The following is a 19,362-nucleotide window of genomic DNA, read 5'->3' as shown; positions in this document are numbered from 1 at the left end:
AGGTGAATGAAATGAGTAAAGCTTATAGCAGTTTTCAAACATTTATTGACAAAAGTGTCTTACCATTAGCAACAAAATTTGGTGAAAATAAGACGATTCAGGCTATATCTGGTGGGCTAATGTATACGTTACCATTAACGTTAGGTGCGTCACTATTTTCAATCTTAGCTAACTTCCCAATTCCTGCAATCAACACATGGTTAACCAAAATTGGATTAATCACGCACTTTAATGCAGTCATGGGTGGAACGTTAAATGCGATTGCCTTATTGATTGCGGTTTCCATTCCATATACTTACACAAAATTGTTAAATAAGTCAAGCGGCAATCCGATGATGGCAGCTTTCTTATCTTTAGGTACATTTCTTATTTTAATGCCACAAACAGTCGGAACAAAAGATCCAGTTGCTGCCCTTTCATATGATTATTTAGGTAGTTCAGGGATGTTTGTTGCAATTATTGTCGGATTGATTGTCACTAGAATTTATTTAGCATTAGCATCAAATAAGAAATTACTTGTTCGAATGCCTGAAGGTGTACCACCAATGGTTACGCAATCTTTTGAACCATTAATCATCGCTTTAATTATTTTAATTGGAGTTGTAGTTATCCGAATAGGTTTAAGCTATACACCACTTGAAAATGTTTTTACATTGGTGCAAACGGTCATTGGGGGACCATTGATGAAACTAGGAAGTTCCGCACCAGCTTTAATTCTTATTACAATCATTGCAAACGGATTATTCTTTTTTGGCATTCATCCTAATGCCATTAATAGCGCATTAGTGCCATTATTGATGACCATGGCAATGGCCAATATTGAAGCATTTCAAAAAGGAGTAACATTACCGTACAAAGACATTATGATTTTAAACAGCTTCCTGAACAACGATGCTGTCGGTAGTACCTTAAGTTTATTGATTGCTATCTTGATTTTTGGTAAGAGCAAACGCTATCGCTCGTTTGCAAAAGTATCAATCGTACCAAACTTCTTCAATGTGAATGAACCAGTTATTTTCGGTTTACCAGTAATGTTAAATCCAATCTTATTGGTACCATTTTTACTAAGTACAGTCATCACTGCGTTGATTGGTTACGTTGGTTCTGTGACAGGCTTTGTATCTTACTACAACCCAGTCATTGGTTTAGGATTACCATGGACGACGCCTAAAATGATCGCAAGCTTCTTTTCAATGGGTTGGCAAGGTTTGACTCTAAGAATTATTTGTTTGGTCGTGATGGTCTTTGTTTACTTACCATTTGTGAAAGCATTAGATCGTAAAGAATTACAAAATGAAAAGGAGCTTAACAATGTTCAATAAAAACTTTTTATGGGGAGCTTCAACGAGTGCCTATCAGGTAGAGGGAGCGTGGAATGAAGACGGCAAAGAACCATCAGTTCAAGATGTTCGTCAAGTACCCAAAGATACAACAGACTTCAAAGTAGCTGCCGACCATTATCATCATTGGCAAGAAGATGTTGCTTTGTTTAAGGAGTTAGGATTGACAGCATATCGCTTCTCTATTTCTTGGAGTCGCGTGATGCCAAATGGCAAAGTAAATCCAAAAGGTGTTGCCTTTTATAGTCAGTTAATTGATGAACTGAAAAAAAATGGGATTGAACCCATCGTGACTGTCTTCCACTTTGATTTACCTGCTTCTTTAAAAGAGGTAGGTGGCTGGGGCAATCGTCAAACCATCGACGCATTTGCAACGTATTGTCACTTTCTTTTTGATACGTTCGGTGATCGTGTGACCTATTGGCAAACGATTAATGAACAAAACATGCTAACACTAGCAGGCAAATTACTGTCAGGAAATCAAAAATCTTGGAAAGATATTTTCCAAGAAAATCACCATATGTTAGTCGCTCAAGCCAAAGTGATGGGGATCTATCATGATGGTGGCTATCCAGGAAAAATTGGACCTGCGCCCAATATTTGTGCCGTATATCCAGCGACCTCTTCCGCCGAAGACCAACTAGCTGCCGATTATATGAGTGCGTTTCGTAATTGGTTGTACTTAGATGCTGCGGTGTATGGTATCTATAATGTGCAAGCCTTAGAAGTATTGCGTTCATTGGATGCAGAGCCAGAAATTACTGAAGAAGATCGCAAAATGATGAAAGAAAATACGTGTGACTACGTTGCATTTAATTATTACAATACGGCTTGTGCCAAAGCTAATCCAGTGAGTGGCACGACTGAGCAAGGCGACCAACAAAAAGGATTGACAGTTGCTGGCTACTTTGCCAGTGCTGAAAATCCAACCCTACCAAAAACAGAATTTGGTTGGACGATTGATCCGGTAGGTCTACGTGTGACAGCGCATCAAATTTATTCACGGTATCATTTGCCAATGCTCATCACTGAAAATGGTTTAGGTGGTCGCGATGTATTAGAAGAAGATGGTACCATTCATGACAACTATCGTATTGATTATCTACGTGATCATATTGTAGAACTGAAAAAATGTGTTGATGAAGGCTTACCATTTATTGGGTATTGTCCATGGAGTGCCATTGATGTCATTAGTACGCATGAAGGGATGCGCAAACGCTATGGCTTTATCTATGTTAACCGTAGCGACTTTGATTTAAAAGACTTGAAACGTTATAAGAAAGATAGCTTTTATTGGTATCAAACAGTCATTTCTTCAAATGGTCAAACAGTATAAGGAGGGAAGGAATATGCTTTGTGTCATTGATGTTGGCGGAACATTTATGAAATATGCCTTATATGATCCAGCGACGAAACAACTGTCTTATAATGGCAAAGTACCCACACCTCAAACTACGCAACAAGCTTTTCTAGAAGCCATTGATGAAATTTGTCAAACATTGCCGACTGGATGGGAGGGTATCGCGATGAGTCTTCCTGGAACAATCGATACCGACAAAGGTTATGTACGACAAGGTGGCTCCTTACGATACAATGATCGTGTCTACTTGCAAAAACTATTATCCCAACGCTACGGCTGCCCAGTCTCAATCGAAAACGATGCGCGTTGTGCCGCCTTGGCAGAGATGTGGCAAGGTAATCTGAAAGGCATTGATAATGGGTTAGTGTTGGTACTGGGGACGGGTTTAGGTGGATCGGTCATTATTAACGGTCAGTTATACAAAGGTACGCATTTGTTTGCTGGTGAATTGTCGATTGTTCTAACAAAAGATATTCGGCAGTATCACACTAAAGCATTACTAGGACCGCAAGTCGGAATCCCTAATTTAATGAACGCATTAAATGCTGTGCGCGAGACAGAATTAGACGGCATTAAACTGTTTGCTCAAATGGAAGCAGGTGATGCCGAATTAGTAGCCGTGCTGGAAGAATATTTGGATCAGTTTGCCCAACAATTATTTAATTTTCAAATGTGTTACGACCCACAACGCGTCTTGATTGGCGGAGGAATTAGTCAAAATGATTTCTTCTTCAAAAAACTACAAGAACGCATGACGCTTTTCTATACACGTTTACCAATCCCCATTCCAGCGTTAGAGTTGGACACGTGTCTGTTTCACAATGATGCTAACTTAATTGGCGCCGTGAAACAATACCAAACTATATATGGACAATAACATCCAGGACAACGAAGTTATTTCGTTGTCCTGGATGTTTATTTGCCAGTAGCCTTCAACCAGTCAATCCATTGAGCACAGCGTAAGGAGTCTGACCAAGACATCTGGGGACTTTCGTAAAGACCTTGACGAAAACAATTCATTGCGTGGGCAACCTCTCCATGAAAATCATCCTGAATATAAGGAAGAGAGTACGATTGGCTCTGACCATCCAGATAATCAATGTGAAAGGACGTCGGACGGTGAAAGTCAGGTATCGTAATTATGCCTTTGGTTCCTTTAATCGTGGCGAGGGCCGGTTTGAATAAGTCAAAGCCACTTTCGATGATTAAGGGGATTTGATTACAAGTTAGGGTTGCTTCAACCGAAATTTCAATGCTATCAGCAAAGGTAGCGTTTAAAGAATCAATTGTAGGTGTTCCGTGAACAAAATCAGTCAGCAAGGCAATATTGTAGATTCCCATGTCAAGTAAGCAACCACCTTGTTCAGGTAGATAATGGTACGTTGTTCCTTCTTTTGGCATGTCTCGCCGTAGACAAGTCTCAATCTCTTGGATCGTACCAATCGCACCTCCCTTCACTAGTTGGGCCATTTTTTGATAAGCTGGCGTAAAGCGATTTTTCATCGCTTCCATAAAGAATACCGGTTGCTTAGCTAATAATTGCTGAATGGCTATCAATTCATCAGCGTGAATCACGATTGGTTTTTCGCACAAGATGCCTTTGCCAGCAAGAATGGATTTTTTGATCCATTCGGCATGGTAGGCGTGTGGTAGGGCAATATAGACCATATCAATTTCTTCCAGGTCTAGTAGTTCTTGATAATTATCAAAAGCCATCTGTGCGTGATGTCTTTCTTGAAAGGACTGGGCTTTGGCCATCGTGCGATTAGCAACTGCTACTAATTGGGCGTTTTCAAAGGATGCGAGACTAGTTGCAAAACGATGGGCAATGTTCCCAGCGCCGATAATTCCCCATTTAATCATTTGTTGACCTACTTTCTCTTAGGTATTTTATTGAATCAGGTGGGTGGTTTTATTCGTCAAAGTTAGGAATGGCAATAAGTATACATTCATTATCAGTATACACGAAATTTTTTAATTCTGTTTTCTTGTAAAATGATTTCGCTTCTTTTATAGTTGACTGGTCAACTATAAAAGAAAGTAGGAGAAAAAATGCGAGCATTACAAATAAATCATTATGGTGAAGATGTGCAGATACAAGAAGTTGAGAAACCAACAATTACAGCGGAGCAGCTATGTATTGAAGTTGTTGCGGCAAGTGTCAATCCAGTTGATTATAAAATTCAACAAGGTGATGGAAAGTGGGTATTGGGCAACAAGCTTCCTCTGACATTAGGTCATGATTTTTCAGGAATTGTAAAGGAGGTTGGTGTGAATGTTCAAGGATACCAAATTGGGGACAAAGTATTTGGTCGTGCTCCTCACACAGGAAGTTTTTGTGAATATATTGCTGTCCACCCCAACGATATTGCACATGCGCCACGAACCATTTCCTTAATTGAAGCAGCATCTGTCCCTTTGGCCGCTTTAACTGCTTGGCAAGGTCTGGAAGAAGGCCTACAACTTCAACCAAAGCAAACGCTTTTGATTACTGGTGGATCGGGAGGTGTGGGGTCTGCCGCGATTGCGTTAGCTCACGCAATGGGTGCCCAAGTGGTGACCACTGCTAGTGCACAAGGAGCAGCATTTTTAGCAGCCTATCATCCTGAAAAAATCATTGACTATCAAACAACCGATTTCAAGGAAGTCCTTTCTTCAGTAGATGCAGTTTTTGATACGAGGGGCGGCCAAACCTTAGTTGATTCCTTTTCCGTGTTAAAAAAAGGTGGACGCGTCGCAACCATCGTTTCGCTACCAACCGCAGACTTTGCTCAAAAAATTGGTCTTGGTAAGGGAGCCCAATTGTTCGTAAAAGTAGCCACTTCGAGATTTACACGACTTGCACGTAAAAAAGAAGGCCATTTTTATGCCTTCTTTACCCAATCAAATGGCAATCAATTGCAAAAGATTGCTCAGTTAATTGATCAAAATCAGTATCCTATTCATATTGAAGAGCAATTTTCGATGGATAATGGGCAAGCGGCCATCAATTTAGTGAAGAAAGGTCATGTGAAAGGAAAAGTTGTCATTGTCATTCGACCAGAGGAAGAGATGACTACTACGCATTAAGAAAGTTTCTTTCTCAATTGGTTTTGCAAATCTAGCAATTGGTTTTGCTGTTGAGTTAAGGTATTGATTTCTGTTTGTACTCGGTTGAGTTCTTGTTCAATGATTTGTAAATTGGCTTGCCATTGTGTCTTAGTACCACAAGCTTTTCGATTTTGATTAATCTCTTTGATTAATCGAATGGGGAGACCTAGCGCACGTAATTCTCTAACTGCCATGAAATCAGCTAGATCTTCTCTGGTAAAATCGTATTTACCTTCCTTTTTTTGAGGAATCAGTAATTGTTCTTCAATATAGTACCGAACAGTTTCCCTCGTTGAAGCAACTTCTTTGATAAATTCACCAATGTACAAAAGCTAATCCTCCCATGCTTGTCAGGTGGTGTACCACGTATGATTTACTATCAGTATAGCAAAAAAGGAGGTTAGAGGATGCATTTCTTGATTGGTCTGTCACTTTTGTATGCGAGTGCGATGGGAGTAGCCGCAATTAAGGCGATTTCCATCCGACACTATCCAAGCACGTTACTGTGCAATTTAATGGGGGTAGTCTTGGTTTTTCTAGCCTTAGTAAAATTGCCGTTTTTGTATTTCGGAATAGAGACATTATTCTTTGCGGCTATTTTAAATGGTGTGATTGTGTTCCAAAAAGTAACACCCAGACACATTCTGATTCGTTTGATTTTTTCACTTATTCTCGTTAGTTTCGTCTACTGGATCAGTTGATAACCAAAGACTGTGAATTTGAGAAGGATTTTTGTGAAGCGGTAATGGAGAAAATAGATACTAGCAAATGGTTGCTGAATTGAAAAATCCTCTTTATTGTGAGAAAAGGAACCGAAAAAGAAGGAAAAGAAGAACGTTCGGATTTTATTTGAACAAATTTGTTATCTTTCACTTTTCTTTTGCACAAACTTTCTTTATTATGAATTCATAAACGAACAGTACACGCTTTTTATGAAAAAATGTTCGTTTTTAAAAACGATTTGGAGGGGTTATGTTGAAGAAAAATCGGTATGTCGTTGCTTTTGCTGGTGTCTTGCTACACTTAATGATTGGTTCTGTATACGCGTGGAGTGTTTTTTCCGTTCCTATCGCTCAAGCAACCACTTGGTCAGAATCTTCCATTTCATTGGCTTTTAGTCTCGCAATTTTTTTCTTAGGGATGTCGGCAGCCTTTATGGGACGGTTGGTTGAAAAATTTGGACCACATATCACAGGGACGATTTCTAGTATTTGTTATGGTTTAGGGACTGTATTAACAGGTTTAGCCGTTCAGACGGACGCACTTTGGTTGTTGTACGTAGGGTACGGCGTTATTGGCGGATTGGGTCTGGGAGCAGGCTACGTGACGCCGGTATCGACGATTATCAAATGGTTTCCCGATAAACGCGGATTGGCGACGGGCTTAGCCATAATGGGCTTCGGATTTGCAGCAATGTTGACTGGTCCGATTGCGCAACAATTGATAGGGACGATTGGCGTAGTTCCGACTTTTTATAGTTTAGGCATTGTTTATTTTGTTATTATGATTGTGGCTGCTCAATTTATTCGCAAGCCAGATGAGCCACTCCCCCATTCAACGCAGAAGCGAGTACCTGTTGGCACAAGCCTAACTGGGGGAAAGCAACTTTCAGCTAATGAAGCAGTCAAGACGCGTTCTTTTATGTACTTATGGGTGATGCTATTTATTAATATCACTTGTGGAATTGGTTTAGTATCTGCGGCATCTCCAATGGCGCAAGAGATGACCAATATGTCGGCAGTTGTCGCAGCCTTTATGGTGGGAATTTTAGGGTTATTTAATGGCTTTGGTCGATTGATTTGGGCCACACTTTCAGATTATATCGGTCGGCCGAATACGTTCACAGTCATCTTTGTCGTGAATCTAGTGATGTTTGCAAGTATTTTTATTCTCGGCAATATGTATTTCTTCGTTTTAGCCTTTTGTTTATTGCTGTCTTGTTATGGTGCAGGCTTCTCTGTTATTCCGGCGTATTTAGGGGATGTTTTTGGTACGAAAGAACTAGGAGCAATTCATGGATACGTCCTTACGGCTTGGGCGATGGCTGGTATTGCTGGCCCTGTCCTGCTCTCTTATCTGCATGAAGTAACAGGAAGTTATCGACCATCACTGTTAATCTTTATTGGTTTGAATGTGGTGGGTCTAGGTGTGTCGTTGGTTATACGTAAGACCTTTGCCCCGTCACTGAAGGAACGAACAGTCCTTTAATGATTTTCTCATGAAGTTTGACAGCATCCATATTCCTCGGTAAACTAACCTTGTTTAATCGTACAGAGGGTATGTGAAAGAACATATCGATGAAAGAGGCGGTTTCTATTTCGATAGAAATCGTCTCTTTTTTTCTGGACAGAATGGGGGAAAAGAATGAAACAAGCAAAACTTAATAAACAACTTGCCGTTTTGGCAACGGGCATCTTGACCTTTTCAGGTGTATTGATCGAAACGGCGATGAATGTCACCTTTCCGGATCTTATTCAACAATTTGGTATCTCGACGAAAGATGTCCAGTGGGTAACAACCATCTATCTCCTGATGATTTCTATAATGGTCCCATTATCCAATGACTTGATCAAACGTTTTTCAATTCGAAAATTATTTATGAGTGCCAACCTGCTCTTTTTAATAGGGGTGATCTTAAATGCGATTGCCTCGACGTTTGGGTTACTTTTGCTTGGTCGTTTATTGCAAGGAATTGGCACAGGAATAGCCTTACCGTTAATGTTTCACATCATTCTTACATACTATCCTTTGGAAAAACGAGGCACAATGATTGGGGTGGGAACGCTAACGACGGCAATTGCTCCAGCGATTGGTCCAACGTATGGTGGATTTTTGTCATCTGTTTTTACTTGGCATGCAATTTATTTGTGTTTAATACCAGTATTACTTTGTTCGCTTGTCATTGGATTACGTGGGATTCCTGAAATAAGTGTTGCATTAACCAGTAAGTTAGATGTCCCTGGACTAATTGGCATCGGCTGTTTTTTCACAGGAAGCTTACTCTTTTTGAATCAACTTACGCAACCAATTGGATGGATAGGCTTGGCATTTGCCATGATAGGATTCGGATTGTTTTTTTGCCGAGTGAAGACAACGAAACATCCGCTAGTGCGATTAGATGTGATGAAACAAAAAAGCTTTCGAATTTTTTTATTTGGGTTTTTAGTGTGTCAGTTTCTATTGCTAGGAATTTCTTTTGTATTGCCAAACTATGTTCAATTCGTTCTTGGAAAAACATCCTTCATCGCTGGATTGATGATGTTACCTGGTGCTTTGGTAGGGGCATTGTTGGCGCCTGTTGCTGGCAAGCTATTTGATCGAAGAGGCCCGAAATACCCAATTCTGCTTGGATTAAGTATTGCCTGTATTGGTTGGCTTTCACTTGCTCTTTTTATGCAAATGGCACAAGTTTCCCTTCTTGTATTGGGACATGTGGTGTTCATGATTGGAAATGGCCTGTGTTATAGTAACATGATGACTATGGGAATGAACCAACTAGCAAAAGAAGCGTATAGTGATGGCAATACCATCTATAATACGCTGCAACAATTTTCAGGGGCAATTGCGACCACTATTGTTGCTGCTATCCTAGGTTTTTTTCAAACAATCCCCAACACATCGATTGTACAAGGGACAATCTCCGGATCAATTGTTTCTGTTTTAACATTGTCCCTACTTTTGCTAAGTAGTTTGATTGCAAGTAGTTATTACTTTTTAATAAGAAAAAAATAGAATGATTTAAAAGAATTTTGACGAAATAAGAGATCGTTTTTACTTAATTAGGTAAGAATGATCTCTTATTCTTTTTATTATGGCTACACTCATAAGAAATCAGTCTTTCTCCTCAGAACGTTTTTGCGAAAGAGAAAGGAAAAAGTAGCTGTGTTATCATATAGTATGTGAAATGAATTTCTTAGTATGAGCACCATGTAGGAAAAAATGAACAAAAATAATTGGACTTAACGATGCTTTAAAATGTAAGCGTTCTTATTATAAAATGAACTCATAAAGAGGGATGGATATGAATTTAGAAGAGAGAACACAACAAATATTTCAAGAACTGATGAAGAATCCACAACTAACGAGTAGTGAATTAAGCAAAAAGCTAGCCATTACTCCGGGTCAGCTGAGCTATTCTTTAAATAAGCTGAATGATTCCTTGGAAGAAGTTCAACTCAAAGTAATCAAACGGACGAAAACAGGTCATTTTTTGATTGAGAAAGAAATTTTCCAATTTTATCAGGCAGAATCATTTGAAACAACCCAAGAGGACTATCTTTTTTCTAGTGAAGAACGGGTTCAACTCATCCAATTGATGCTATTAAGTAAAGAAGATTTTATTTCGGTCAATCATTTCCTATATGAATTTCAGGTCAGCCGCAATACGGTATTACGAGACTTGTCAGTTCTACGTAAGTCATTAGAAGCAATGGGACTGGATCTGATTTATACCCGAAGGAAAGGATACTACATTGATGGCTCTGAATGGGATAAACGAAATCTCCTTGTCGAAACACTGACTGCTGTATTTCATTTACCAATAGGAGAACAACAAGTTGCACACTTTGCCAATATTCAGTTAGCCGAACAACTTGGGATGAAGGAACGATTGGAAACGGTCGAAAATGAACTGAATATTCAATTTACGGATGAACGCATGGAGATGCTCCCATATTTGATTCTGCTTATCATTTGTAGAATCAAAAAAGGGAAAAAGGTAGCATATGATTTTCGCATTAATGATCGGGAATTGGCGGATACACGTGAGTATCATTTGATTGAACGCACGATAGGAGATGTAGCAGAAGTAGATGAAAATGAACGGGTGTATTTGACGTTACTAATCTTGACATCGAATAGTTCAAAAGCAGAACTTCTGAACGATAAAGTGCTAAAAGATATTAACGAGTCACTGATCCAAGTGATGGATAATTTCGAGCGGATTGCAGGTGTTGAAATTGAAAATAGAGAGCAGCTGTTAAATGATTTAATGATTCATATGCGACCAGCTTATTATCGAATCAAGTACCACTTAAATCTTCAATCAAAATATTTGCCACATACCATAAATAATGATTTGTCCTCTTTCTATTTTTTGGTGAAAAAAGCACTGGGTCCACTAGAATCATATTTTCAAAAGGAGATTCCTGAACCAGAAGTATTTTATATCTCCCTATTCATATCAAGTCATATTTTACAAAATCATTCATTCAAACTGAATGGTGAAGAGCAAAAAAAGGCGATAATTGTTTGCCGAAATGGCACAGCTATTGCTGTGTTGCTAAAAAGCACCTTACAAAAATTATTTCCAGAAATTAATTTTGTTGATGTTGTCTCCCAAAGAGATTTCTACAAGTATTCATATGAGGTTGACTATGTTTTTTCGGCAGTTCCACTTAAAACGGATTTACCCGTATTTGAAGTAGATAGTTTTCTATCCAAAGATGAAAAAAAACAACTAAGAAAACATTTTTTATCAAAGACAATGAACCTAGGATACAGTGCTGTAAATCCCGAAGAAATTATGGCACTAATCAAAAAACATACCACTCTTGAAAATGAAGCTGGATTATATGATGAATTGATGGGCTTGCTTCAGAGCGAAAAGGCACCTATTTTTGAACCCAAACAAAACCATCTAATTGATTTAGTGAATACTGAAACCCTTCAATTATTTGAAGAGGAGACGACTTGGCCCGAAGTACTAGCTAAATTGGCGAGACCATTAGAAAAAGCGCAGATTATATCTCCAAATTATATTCAAACCATTCAAGCTGAAATGCCTACGATTCCGGAATATATCGTTTTACGAAATAAAATTGCACTCCCGCATACGGTGGCAGAGGCAGGAGCATTTGACTTAGGAATCAGCATGGGAATTGTTCGCAATGGGCTCATCCAAGAGAACGAACAACTCATCTATTTAGTTATTTTATTGGCTTCGAATGACAAGGAAAAGCATATTGACTTATTGTTGGAAATGATGCATCTTGCGGGCTCAATCTATGCAGAAAAGTTGGCTGAGGTAGCGACCATTCAAGAAGGACTCCAACTTTTAAAAGAACACAATGACCAGTACTGGGGGAAATAGCATGACGAAAAAAAAGCTGAGTGATTATTTAAGAACTGATTTGATTTATACAAAAGCCGACTTTCAATCGCAAGAGGAGGTGTTTCGAACCATAGCATCTGATGCAGAACAAGCTGAATTGGTATTGCCCGGTTTTTTTCAAGGGTTGACTGATCGTGAAAAAGAATTTCCGACAGGGATTCCTCTTCAAAAATTTGGTGCAGCAATTCCGCACACAGAGGCCGATTTAGTAAGCAAAGAATTCGTGGCGATTGTTGTCAATCAGTGTCCGATTGATTTTAAAAGTATGGAAGACAATCAGATGATAGTACCAACAAAAATTATTTTTGTATTAGGTTTGAATGAGCCTCACGCTCAATTAGAAATGTTGCAGTCGTTAATGGGACTGCTACAAAATGATGAACTACTTGCGGCATTAATTGCAGCTCAAGATAGTCAGGAGTTGTTAACAATTATCAAACAAAATCATTTATGAAAAGAGGAAGAACAATGAAAAAAATTAGAGTATTAGTTGCATGTGGTGCAGGCATTGCTACATCAACGGTTGTAATGAAAAAAGTAGAGGATTTATTCAAAACCAATCATGTGCCAGTTGATATTACACAAATTAAAATTGCGGAGGCAGCAGCGAAGCAAGATGATGCAGATCTTTTAATTTCTACAACTATGTTACCAACATCTTATCGAATCCCAGCGATTAAAGCGATGGCATTTCTAACAGGTATTGGTACTGAAAAAGTCGAACAAGAAATCATGGATGCAGTGAACAAAATAAATGGAAACTAGATAAGGAGGAATGATGAATGGATGGATTAATGAATATTGTCCAAGGAATTTTGGGTGTTGGGGCAAGTGTTATGCTGCCGATTATTATTTTTATTGTTGGATTGGTGTTCCGCGTACCCCCTAAGAAAGCGATTATATCAGGTATTACGGTAGGGATTGGAATGATTGGTATCAACCTAGTGATTAACTTATTAACAACTAGTGTTGGACCAGCTGCCCAAGCAATGGTGGCACGATTTGGGTTGAACTTAACCATTATTGATGCTGGTTGGCCCGCAGTAGCAGCAGGAACATGGGCACAACCTATTGCAGCAGTAATGATTCCAGTTATTTTAATTGTTAATTTAATTATGCTTGCCATGAATTGGACGAAAACCTTGAATATTGATATTTGGAACTATTGGCACATGAGCGCAGCAGCAGCAACGGGTTATATTGTAACGAAGAATTTCATTTTCGGAATTTTTTGTGGAATTATTTATACCGTCATTGTACAAATTGTCGCCGATAAAACAGCACCGAAAATGCAAGAGTATTATGGGCTTGAAGGTGTTAGCTTTACAACCGGTTCGGCGCAAGGCTATGCATTGATTGGCATTCCAATTGGTTGGGTAGTGGACAAAATTCCTGGAATTAACAAGCTTGATGTAAAACCAGAAACCATTCAAAAACGCTTTGGTATTTTTGGCGAACCCATGATTATGGGGATTATTATTGGGGCATTTTTAGGAATTTTAGGTGGCTATGATTTTGCAGGCATTTTACAAATCGGTATGACCATGGGCGGCGTAATGTTCTTGATGCCAAGAATGGTGAAAATTTTAATGGAAGGATTAATTCCAATTCAAGAAAGTGCACAAAAAATGCTGCAAAAACGATATGGCGATCGTGAAATATACTTGGGAATGGATGCTGCACTTGCGACTGGAGCGCCAGCAGCTCTAGCAACAGGGCTCTTGATGGTACCCATTACTTTATTTATCGCAGTGATTTTACCAGGTAACCGCGTATTACCTTTTGGCGACTTGGCAACAATTCCGTTTTTCGCTGCTTTGGTTGTTCCTAGTCGAAAAGGAAACATTTTGCATTCCGTTATTTCTTTAACAGTTGTTATCACTTTGGCACTATTAATGGCTACCAATTTCGCACCAGTTTTGACGCAAATGGCAAATGGAATTGTGGAATTTCCAAAAGGAGCTGCGGAAATTAGTAATTTAGACACAGGCGGGAATATCTTAAACTGGATTTTCTTAAAATTAGCAGAATTATACAATATGGTTTTTTAAGGAGGGTGTCACATTGTTAGAAGTTATGAAAGGGGTATCAAAGCAAGAGCCAGGCTACGATAAAATGGAAATGATTGAATTGCCTGTCCCTGAAGTAACAGAGGATAAAGTACTGATTGAAGTGGCCTATACAGGAATTTGCGGTTCGGATATTCATACGTTCAAAGGAGAGTATGCGAATCCCACGACCCCAGTTGTATTAGGACATGAGTTTTCAGGGAGGGTAGTTAAGATTGGTGAAGAGGTTACCAAAATTAAAGTAGGCGACCGAGTGACAAGTGAAACAACCTTCGCCGTATGCAATCAATGTGATTATTGTAAGAGAAAACAATACAATCTTTGTCCTTATCGAAAAGGATTGGGAACACAACAAAATGGCAGTATGGCGAATTACGTCTTAGCAAGAGAAGAAAGTGTGCATATTCTTCCAGACAACTTGAGTTACGAAGGGGCAGCAATGAGCGAACCGCTAGCATGCTGTGTTCATGCCATGTATCAAGTAAGTAAGTTGGAACTAAAAGATGTAATCATTATTATGGGACCGGGACCAATTGGCTTATTCTTACTACAAATTGCGAAAGAAGTGGGCTCATTTGTCATTATGACGGGAATTACAAAGGATGCGCATCGTTTAGAATTGGCGAAGAAAATAGGGGCAGATATTGTGGTTGATACTCAAGTGGAAGACTTGGCTGAAATTGTGATGCAAGTGACGGATGGCTATGGGGTGGATAAGGTATATGATGCTTCGGGATCATCATACGCGGTCAACGCAAGCTTGCCATTGGTCAAAAAACAAGGAGAGTTCATCCAAGTTGGATTGTTTGCCAAAAAAATTGTTGATATTGATACAGAATCAATTATTCAACGAGAAATTTCATACAAGGGTAGCCGCTCGCAAAATCCATATGATTGGCCGATTGCGATTCACCTTTTAGCAAAGGGCGCTATTAGAATTGACGAGATGATTACCAAAAAATTTGACTTGGATCATTGGCGAGCTGCATTTGATACAGTGATGGCAGGGAATGATATCAAAGTATTGATTGCTTCAAATCCAGATAAATTTTGATAAAAAAAGAGGCCTAGCTCTATAAAATGGTACCTGTAGATAGGACACTTGTAAAAAAGAGTGTTCAATCTATAGGTACCATTTTACTTGTGAGCCTCTTTTTTGGCATTTAAAAATGGTTATTGGTTAGTTTTTCATTATTCCTGAATGTTAAATAGTCTTTTTCAACTCTTTGATTGCTTGCTTTATAAACGGTTCTCTTTCACGTCCCTTTTTTGTTACGAGATAAAAGGCGAAGGAAGTGATCGGTCGCAAGGGAATTTCCAATAAAATGCCCTTATCGAGCTCTTCTTTGACAGAACAGTCAAATAAAAAACTAATGCCTTTATTTTGAATAACCATTTTTTTGATTGCATCTGTATTGGCAATGTGCGTATGCTTTTTAAATTGAGGAATACTAAGTCCAGACTGAGCCAGGACTCGTTTTAGAACTTGAATCACACCAGCACCTCGTTCGCGCAAAATCAGGAATGAATGGGTGAGTTCGTTTAGTGTCGTTGCTGTACGTACTTCGTTATTCAATGGAGAGCAAATACCGACTAATCGCTGATTTAAAAAATGGGTTTTCGTGAATTTATGTTCATCAATTTCACCCGCCACAATCGCAATATCGATATCATTAGAAAATAGTTTAGGCAAAATCACGTCGGTAGTGTCAATGGACAGTTCGATATCCTCACGATCAAAAAAGGCAGAAAACGCCGTGTCGTGTTGAAACAAAAAACATTCTCCAATGGTCCGACCAACAGCAATTTTTAATTGTGAGTTTTGGGTAAGGGTTCGATAAATGGTGTGGAGCTCCGGCATTAGTTGATCTAACTGCTGAAACAAATATTCACCACTAGGAGTTAAAGAGAGTTCCCTGTGTTCATAAATAAACAAATTGACACCAAGTTCTGCTTGCAACGACTGGATATGTTTCGTGACTGCTGGCTGCGTAATATTCAGTTCTTCTGCGGCTCTGGTGTAATTTAGCTGTTTTGCCAACGTGTAAAAAGTATCATAACGATAATCAAGCATACCGTTCACTCCTCGCTGTTACGTTTCTGCTGTTAGTATACAACAGTTTCATCTATAACAAAACGTTATGATGCTATCAAAAATCATCATTTCTCAAAAAAAAGGTTCTGCTGTATGATGATTGTGAAGAAAATATCTAATAAAAATATGTGGCCATAGAAGATAATTAGAAGATATTTTTTCTATTTTTCACTTTTATTGTGAAAAAATTATAAAGAAAAGGAAGGGTTACAATGGAAGTTTCAAGAAATAAGGAAGTCCCTGTCGGCAATGCTTGGAATCGTTCGAAAACCCAAATCACCATTGGTTTTATTTTTCTTATCTTATTATTTGTTTGGGGAATTCACTTAAATGCAGTGAAGCCTGCTCTAGCAATGCATCTTTTAGCAGGTGTGATGATGGGCTATGCACTTTCACGTTCAAGATTCGGGTTTGCTGGAGGAATCAAACGAATTTATGTACGCGGAGAAGGCAGTTTAACGAAAGCGCTTTTATTAATGTTTGGACTAACTATGATTGTCACCATGGGGATACAATGGTTTTCCGCACAAGCAGGAGCCATTCCAAACTTTTTATCGACGGATGGTCAAAATGTTATTCCCGGTACCCAAAATGTGGAACCGGCTGACCTTGGCGTAATAGTAGGCGGGTTCTTATTTGGAGTAGGGATGATCTTTTCTGGTGGCTGTGCGTCAGGAACGTTGACTGACATGGGTGAAGGAGAAGGACGGGCATGGTTGACTATCCCATTCTTTATCATCGGGTCTATTCCTGGAGAATTGGCTATGTATGGAGTACAAACGAGTTCTCTGGGAAAAATAAGTGCACGGGTCTATTTACCTGATGTATTTGGGTACGTGGGGGCCTTGCTTGTTTCAATCGCAGGACTGTTATTCATTTATTGGTTAGTTGTCCGCTATGAAGAAAAACGAAAAAAAGCAGGAACGTACATGGATCCTGTTAGTGATTGGGAAGATTTTGAAAAACCAATCGGTGAAGAAGATATTCGCCCAACTGCAGGCCAAAAAATGTACCATCATTTATTTGTTGAACGTTGGAGTTTCATGAAGGGTGCCTTAGTTGTTGCGTTTGCATGGTTGTTCATTCTTGTTTCACAACATAAGTCATGGGGCGTTACGACACCATTTTCTACACTGAGCGTTTACGTTCTTGAAAAGTTTGGTGTGACATTTACCAACCCACGTTTAGTTGAATTATCTGACAAGGTTAGTGGAGGATTATTGCAAGATGGTGGAACAATCCGCAATCTTGGGTTAGTTGCAGGAGCCTTGCTTACGTTCCTTTTAGCTGGTCGTTTCCGTTTTAAAACAGACTTTCAATGGCGTGATTCGATGTACTTCATTTTTGGTGGCTTATTAATGGGATTTGGCGCACGGTTTGCCAGAGGTTGTAACGCCGGCGCTTTGTATTCAGGTATTAGTACGTTCTCTCTTTCCGGTTGGGTCTTTTTAGTTGCAATGACATTGGGTGGAATTTTTGCACTAAAAACATTTGCAGGAAAAGCTTGCACATTGCCTAAGAAATAAAAAACATATAGGAGGATAAATCATGAGTAAGAAAATTGTTGTAATTGGTGGGGTAGCAGGAGGAGCTTCCGCAGCAGCTAGGATTCGCAGATTGGATGAACAAGCAGAGATTATTATGTTTGAAAAAGGTCCGTACGTGTCGTTTTCAAACTGCTGCTTACCTTTTCATTTAAGTGGAACGGTTGCAAAAGCAAGTGACTTGGTGCTCATGTCGCCAGAACAATTTAAAAACCAATACAATATTATTGCGAAAGTCAATCATGAAGTTCTTCACATCGACCGTCAAGCGAAACAAGTGGAAGTAAAAGAAGAAACAACTGGCAAAATTTATACAGAAGCTTATGATGAGTTGGTTCTTTCACCAGGTGCCAACGCTGTAATGCCAAAAAGCATTATTGGCATTGATAAACCACATGTTTTTTCAGTACGTAACGTTCCAGATATTGCGAAAATTAAAGAATTTGTGGATGGCAATGACATTAAAGAAATCACCGTCGTTGGTGGGGGATTCATTGGATTAGAAGTGGCAGAAAACTTACGGATGGACAACAAAAAAGTTGCCTTAGTCGAAGCAGCAAACCAAGTAATGATGCCTTTTGATTATGATATGGCACAAATTCTCCACAAAGAATTGATGGATCAAGGAATCGAGTTAGTTTTGGAAGATAGTGTCAAGGAAATTACTGATACCGATGTGCTCCTAGCTTCTGGCAAAAAAATTGCTGCCGGTGCAGTAGTAATGGCCATTGGTGTCCGACCAGAAACAGCTTTGGCTACGGATTGTGGGTTGGAAATCGGCGAAACAGGTGGTATTAAAGTAAACCATCATTATAAAACGTCTGATCCAGCCATCTATGCAGTAGGCGATGCCATTGAAGTGACCCATCGCATTACCCAAAAGAAAACACGTTTGACATTAGCAGGTCCTGCTCAAAGACAAGCTAGGGCAGCTGCAGATCATATCTATGGCAGAACATATGTCAATACAGGCGTGATTGGTTCATCTGTTGTCCGAGTCTTTCAATTTAATGCTGCCTGCACAGGACTCAATGAAAAAGATTGTCAAAAAGCAGGAATTGCATATCAAACGGCAATGGTTATTCCAAAAGATAAAGTAGGATTGATGCCAGATGCTCGTCCACTCTTTTTCAAATTGATTTTTGCAGATCCTTCCGGCAAAATTTTAGGGGCCCAAGCTGTAGGTGAAGGAAATGTTGATAAACGTGTCGATGTCATTGCTACCATGATTTCGATGGGAGGCACATTGGAAGACTTGAAAGAACTTGAATTGTGTTATTCTCCAGACTTTGGTACGGCAAAAGATGTCGTCAACATGGCTGCTTTGGTTGGTCTAAATGTATTAAACGGTGAATACAAACAAGTCCCACTAACTCAAATTCGTGAGCTAGTTGAAAAAAATGCGTATATTGTTGATGCTCGTGAACCAAAAGAATTTGCTGAAGGGCATATTGTGAATGCAGTGAATATACCACTTAGTGAATTTCGTCAACGGTTGGATGAAATTCCAACCGATCAACCGGTCTACGTTCATTGCTTATCTAGTCAACGTAGTTATAACATGGTTCGAGCATTGGGTAATCTTGGTTTCACCAATGTCTATAACTTAATGGGGTCATTTTTAGGCTTGTCAATGTATGAATACTTTAATGACCAAACGAAAGGTAGAAAGCCAATTGTAACGAATTATCGCTTTGATTTACTTTAAAAGGAAAGTAAATCAAACGGATTATTATTTTTGAGGATAAGGCT

At 39.2% G+C, this 19,362-nt stretch carries 17 protein-coding genes; 14 read left to right on the top strand and 3 right to left on the bottom strand.

The features are described 5' to 3' along the window. The first annotated feature begins 11 nt into the window (after positions 1-11). Genes ACFSR0_RS07960 through ACFSR0_RS07950 form a run of 3 tightly spaced genes read left to right on the top strand, consistent with a single transcriptional unit; the run spans position 12 to position 3,577 of the window. Entirely contained in the window at positions 12-1,322 is a 1,311-nt protein-coding gene (locus tag ACFSR0_RS07960; RefSeq protein WP_379981618.1) for a PTS sugar transporter subunit IIC, read from the top strand. After that, positions 1,312-2,676, top strand: coding sequence for a glycoside hydrolase family 1 protein (locus ACFSR0_RS07955; protein ID WP_379981616.1), 1,365 nt, complete (start codon positions 1,312-1,314; stop codon positions 2,674-2,676). Before ACFSR0_RS07960 ends, ACFSR0_RS07955 begins: the two co-directional genes overlap by 11 nt. Positions 2,677-2,689: 13 nt before the next feature. Then, entirely contained in the window at positions 2,690-3,577 is an 888-nt protein-coding gene (locus tag ACFSR0_RS07950) for an ROK family protein (protein WP_379981614.1), read from the top strand. A gap of 38 nt (positions 3,578-3,615) precedes the next feature. Here the strand turns inward: ACFSR0_RS07950 and ACFSR0_RS07945 are convergent, their stop codons facing one another. Next, positions 3,616-4,563, bottom strand: coding sequence for a Gfo/Idh/MocA family protein (locus ACFSR0_RS07945; protein WP_379981612.1), 948 nt, complete (start codon positions 4,561-4,563; stop codon positions 3,616-3,618). A 189-nt stretch (positions 4,564-4,752) separates the two neighbouring features. On the opposite strand from ACFSR0_RS07945, the gene ACFSR0_RS07940 reads away from it, so the two are divergent. Beyond that, positions 4,753-5,769 carry an NADP-dependent oxidoreductase gene (locus tag ACFSR0_RS07940; RefSeq protein ID WP_379981610.1) on the top strand — a complete coding sequence of 339 codons (1,017 nt, stop codon included), beginning with the start codon at positions 4,753-4,755 and terminating at the stop codon, positions 5,767-5,769. On the opposite strand, the gene ACFSR0_RS07935 is transcribed toward ACFSR0_RS07940, so the two are convergent. Next, on the bottom strand, positions 5,766-6,119 hold the full coding sequence (locus ACFSR0_RS07935; RefSeq protein ID WP_379981608.1) for a MerR family transcriptional regulator: 354 nt from the start codon (positions 6,117-6,119) through the stop codon (positions 5,766-5,768). The two genes, ACFSR0_RS07940 and ACFSR0_RS07935, sit on opposite strands and share 4 nt — an antisense overlap. Before the next feature lie 78 nt (positions 6,120-6,197). On the opposite strand from ACFSR0_RS07935, the gene ACFSR0_RS07930 reads away from it, so the two are divergent. The 8 genes from ACFSR0_RS07930 to ACFSR0_RS07895 all read left to right on the top strand — a co-directional run bounded on the left by ACFSR0_RS07930 (position 6,198) and on the right by ACFSR0_RS07895 (position 15,025). Beyond that, the gene (locus ACFSR0_RS07930; RefSeq protein ID WP_379981606.1) at positions 6,198-6,491 is read left to right on the top strand and encodes a hypothetical protein; all 294 of its coding nucleotides are present in this window, start codon (positions 6,198-6,200) and stop codon (positions 6,489-6,491) included. A gap of 274 nt (positions 6,492-6,765) precedes the next feature. Then, on the top strand, positions 6,766-7,998 hold the full coding sequence (locus ACFSR0_RS07925; RefSeq protein ID WP_379981604.1) for an L-lactate MFS transporter: 1,233 nt from the start codon (positions 6,766-6,768) through the stop codon (positions 7,996-7,998). 156 nt (positions 7,999-8,154) lie between these two features. Further along, positions 8,155-9,522: an MFS transporter gene (locus tag ACFSR0_RS07920; protein ID WP_379981602.1), complete on the top strand. Its 1,368-nt coding sequence runs from the start codon at positions 8,155-8,157 to the stop codon at positions 9,520-9,522. A 289-nt stretch (positions 9,523-9,811) separates the two neighbouring features. After that, a complete protein-coding gene (locus tag ACFSR0_RS07915; protein ID WP_379981600.1) occupies positions 9,812-11,881 on the top strand; it encodes a BglG family transcription antiterminator in 2,070 nt (689 codons plus the stop codon). A 1-nt stretch (position 11,882) separates the two neighbouring features. Further along, on the top strand, positions 11,883-12,356 hold the full coding sequence (locus tag ACFSR0_RS07910) for a PTS sugar transporter subunit IIA (protein ID WP_379981598.1): 474 nt from the start codon (positions 11,883-11,885) through the stop codon (positions 12,354-12,356). A gap of 14 nt (positions 12,357-12,370) precedes the next feature. Next, a complete protein-coding gene (locus ACFSR0_RS07905) occupies positions 12,371-12,667 on the top strand; it encodes a PTS sugar transporter subunit IIB (protein WP_379981596.1) in 297 nt (98 codons plus the stop codon). 17 nt (positions 12,668-12,684) lie between these two features. Further along, positions 12,685-13,953: a PTS galactitol transporter subunit IIC gene (locus ACFSR0_RS07900; protein ID WP_379981594.1), complete on the top strand. Its 1,269-nt coding sequence runs from the start codon at positions 12,685-12,687 to the stop codon at positions 13,951-13,953. A 13-nt stretch (positions 13,954-13,966) separates the two neighbouring features. Beyond that, on the top strand, positions 13,967-15,025 hold the full coding sequence (locus ACFSR0_RS07895; protein ID WP_379981592.1) for a zinc-binding dehydrogenase: 1,059 nt from the start codon (positions 13,967-13,969) through the stop codon (positions 15,023-15,025). 150 nt (positions 15,026-15,175) lie between these two features. Here the strand turns inward: ACFSR0_RS07895 and ACFSR0_RS07890 are convergent, their stop codons facing one another. Beyond that, positions 15,176-16,045 (bottom strand): LysR substrate-binding domain-containing protein, encoded by an 870-nt coding sequence (locus tag ACFSR0_RS07890; protein ID WP_379981590.1) that lies wholly within the window; start codon positions 16,043-16,045, stop codon positions 15,176-15,178. 233 nt (positions 16,046-16,278) lie between these two features. Here ACFSR0_RS07890 and ACFSR0_RS07885 point away from each other — a divergent pair, with 233 nt between their 5' ends. Continuing rightward, positions 16,279-17,592, top strand: coding sequence for a YeeE/YedE family protein (locus ACFSR0_RS07885; protein ID WP_379981588.1), 1,314 nt, complete (start codon positions 16,279-16,281; stop codon positions 17,590-17,592). A 22-nt stretch (positions 17,593-17,614) separates the two neighbouring features. Beyond that, the gene (locus ACFSR0_RS07880; protein ID WP_379981586.1) at positions 17,615-19,318 is read left to right on the top strand and encodes an FAD-dependent oxidoreductase; all 1,704 of its coding nucleotides are present in this window, start codon (positions 17,615-17,617) and stop codon (positions 19,316-19,318) included. Positions 19,319-19,362 lie beyond the last annotated feature (44 nt).

The sequence above is a fragment of the Enterococcus camelliae genome, from assembly GCF_042685105.1.
GTDB classification, from domain to species: Bacteria; Bacillota; Bacilli; order Lactobacillales; family Enterococcaceae; genus Enterococcus_G; species Enterococcus_G camelliae.
The sequence above is the reverse complement of the archived record's forward strand: the minus strand, read 5'-3'. Positions and strand labels throughout refer to the sequence as shown.

What these genes read in the sequence shown, in the direction of transcription:
- ACFSR0_RS07960 (WP_379981618.1), top strand. Translation starts at nt 12, where the DNA reads ATGAGTAAAGCTTATAGCAGTTTTCAAACATTTATTGACAAAAGTGTC.
- ACFSR0_RS07955 (WP_379981616.1), top strand. Translation starts at nt 1,312, where the DNA reads ATGTTCAATAAAAACTTTTTATGGGGAGCTTCAACGAGTGCCTATCAG.
- ACFSR0_RS07950 (WP_379981614.1), top strand. Translation starts at nt 2,690, where the DNA reads ATGCTTTGTGTCATTGATGTTGGCGGAACATTTATGAAATATGCCTTA.
- ACFSR0_RS07945 (WP_379981612.1), bottom strand. Translation starts at nt 4,563, where the DNA reads ATGATTAAATGGGGAATTATCGGCGCTGGGAACATTGCCCATCGTTTT.
- ACFSR0_RS07940 (WP_379981610.1), top strand. Translation starts at nt 4,753, where the DNA reads ATGCGAGCATTACAAATAAATCATTATGGTGAAGATGTGCAGATACAA.
- ACFSR0_RS07930 (WP_379981606.1), top strand. Translation starts at nt 6,198, where the DNA reads ATGCATTTCTTGATTGGTCTGTCACTTTTGTATGCGAGTGCGATGGGA.
- ACFSR0_RS07920 (WP_379981602.1), top strand. Translation starts at nt 8,155, where the DNA reads ATGAAACAAGCAAAACTTAATAAACAACTTGCCGTTTTGGCAACGGGC.
- ACFSR0_RS07915 (WP_379981600.1), top strand. Translation starts at nt 9,812, where the DNA reads ATGAATTTAGAAGAGAGAACACAACAAATATTTCAAGAACTGATGAAG.
- ACFSR0_RS07910 (WP_379981598.1), top strand. Translation starts at nt 11,883, where the DNA reads ATGACGAAAAAAAAGCTGAGTGATTATTTAAGAACTGATTTGATTTAT.
- ACFSR0_RS07905 (WP_379981596.1), top strand. Translation starts at nt 12,371, where the DNA reads ATGAAAAAAATTAGAGTATTAGTTGCATGTGGTGCAGGCATTGCTACA.
- ACFSR0_RS07900 (WP_379981594.1), top strand. Translation starts at nt 12,685, where the DNA reads ATGGATGGATTAATGAATATTGTCCAAGGAATTTTGGGTGTTGGGGCA.
- ACFSR0_RS07890 (WP_379981590.1), bottom strand. Translation starts at nt 16,045, where the DNA reads ATGCTTGATTATCGTTATGATACTTTTTACACGTTGGCAAAACAGCTA.
- ACFSR0_RS07885 (WP_379981588.1), top strand. Translation starts at nt 16,279, where the DNA reads ATGGAAGTTTCAAGAAATAAGGAAGTCCCTGTCGGCAATGCTTGGAAT.
- ACFSR0_RS07880 (WP_379981586.1), top strand. Translation starts at nt 17,615, where the DNA reads ATGAGTAAGAAAATTGTTGTAATTGGTGGGGTAGCAGGAGGAGCTTCC.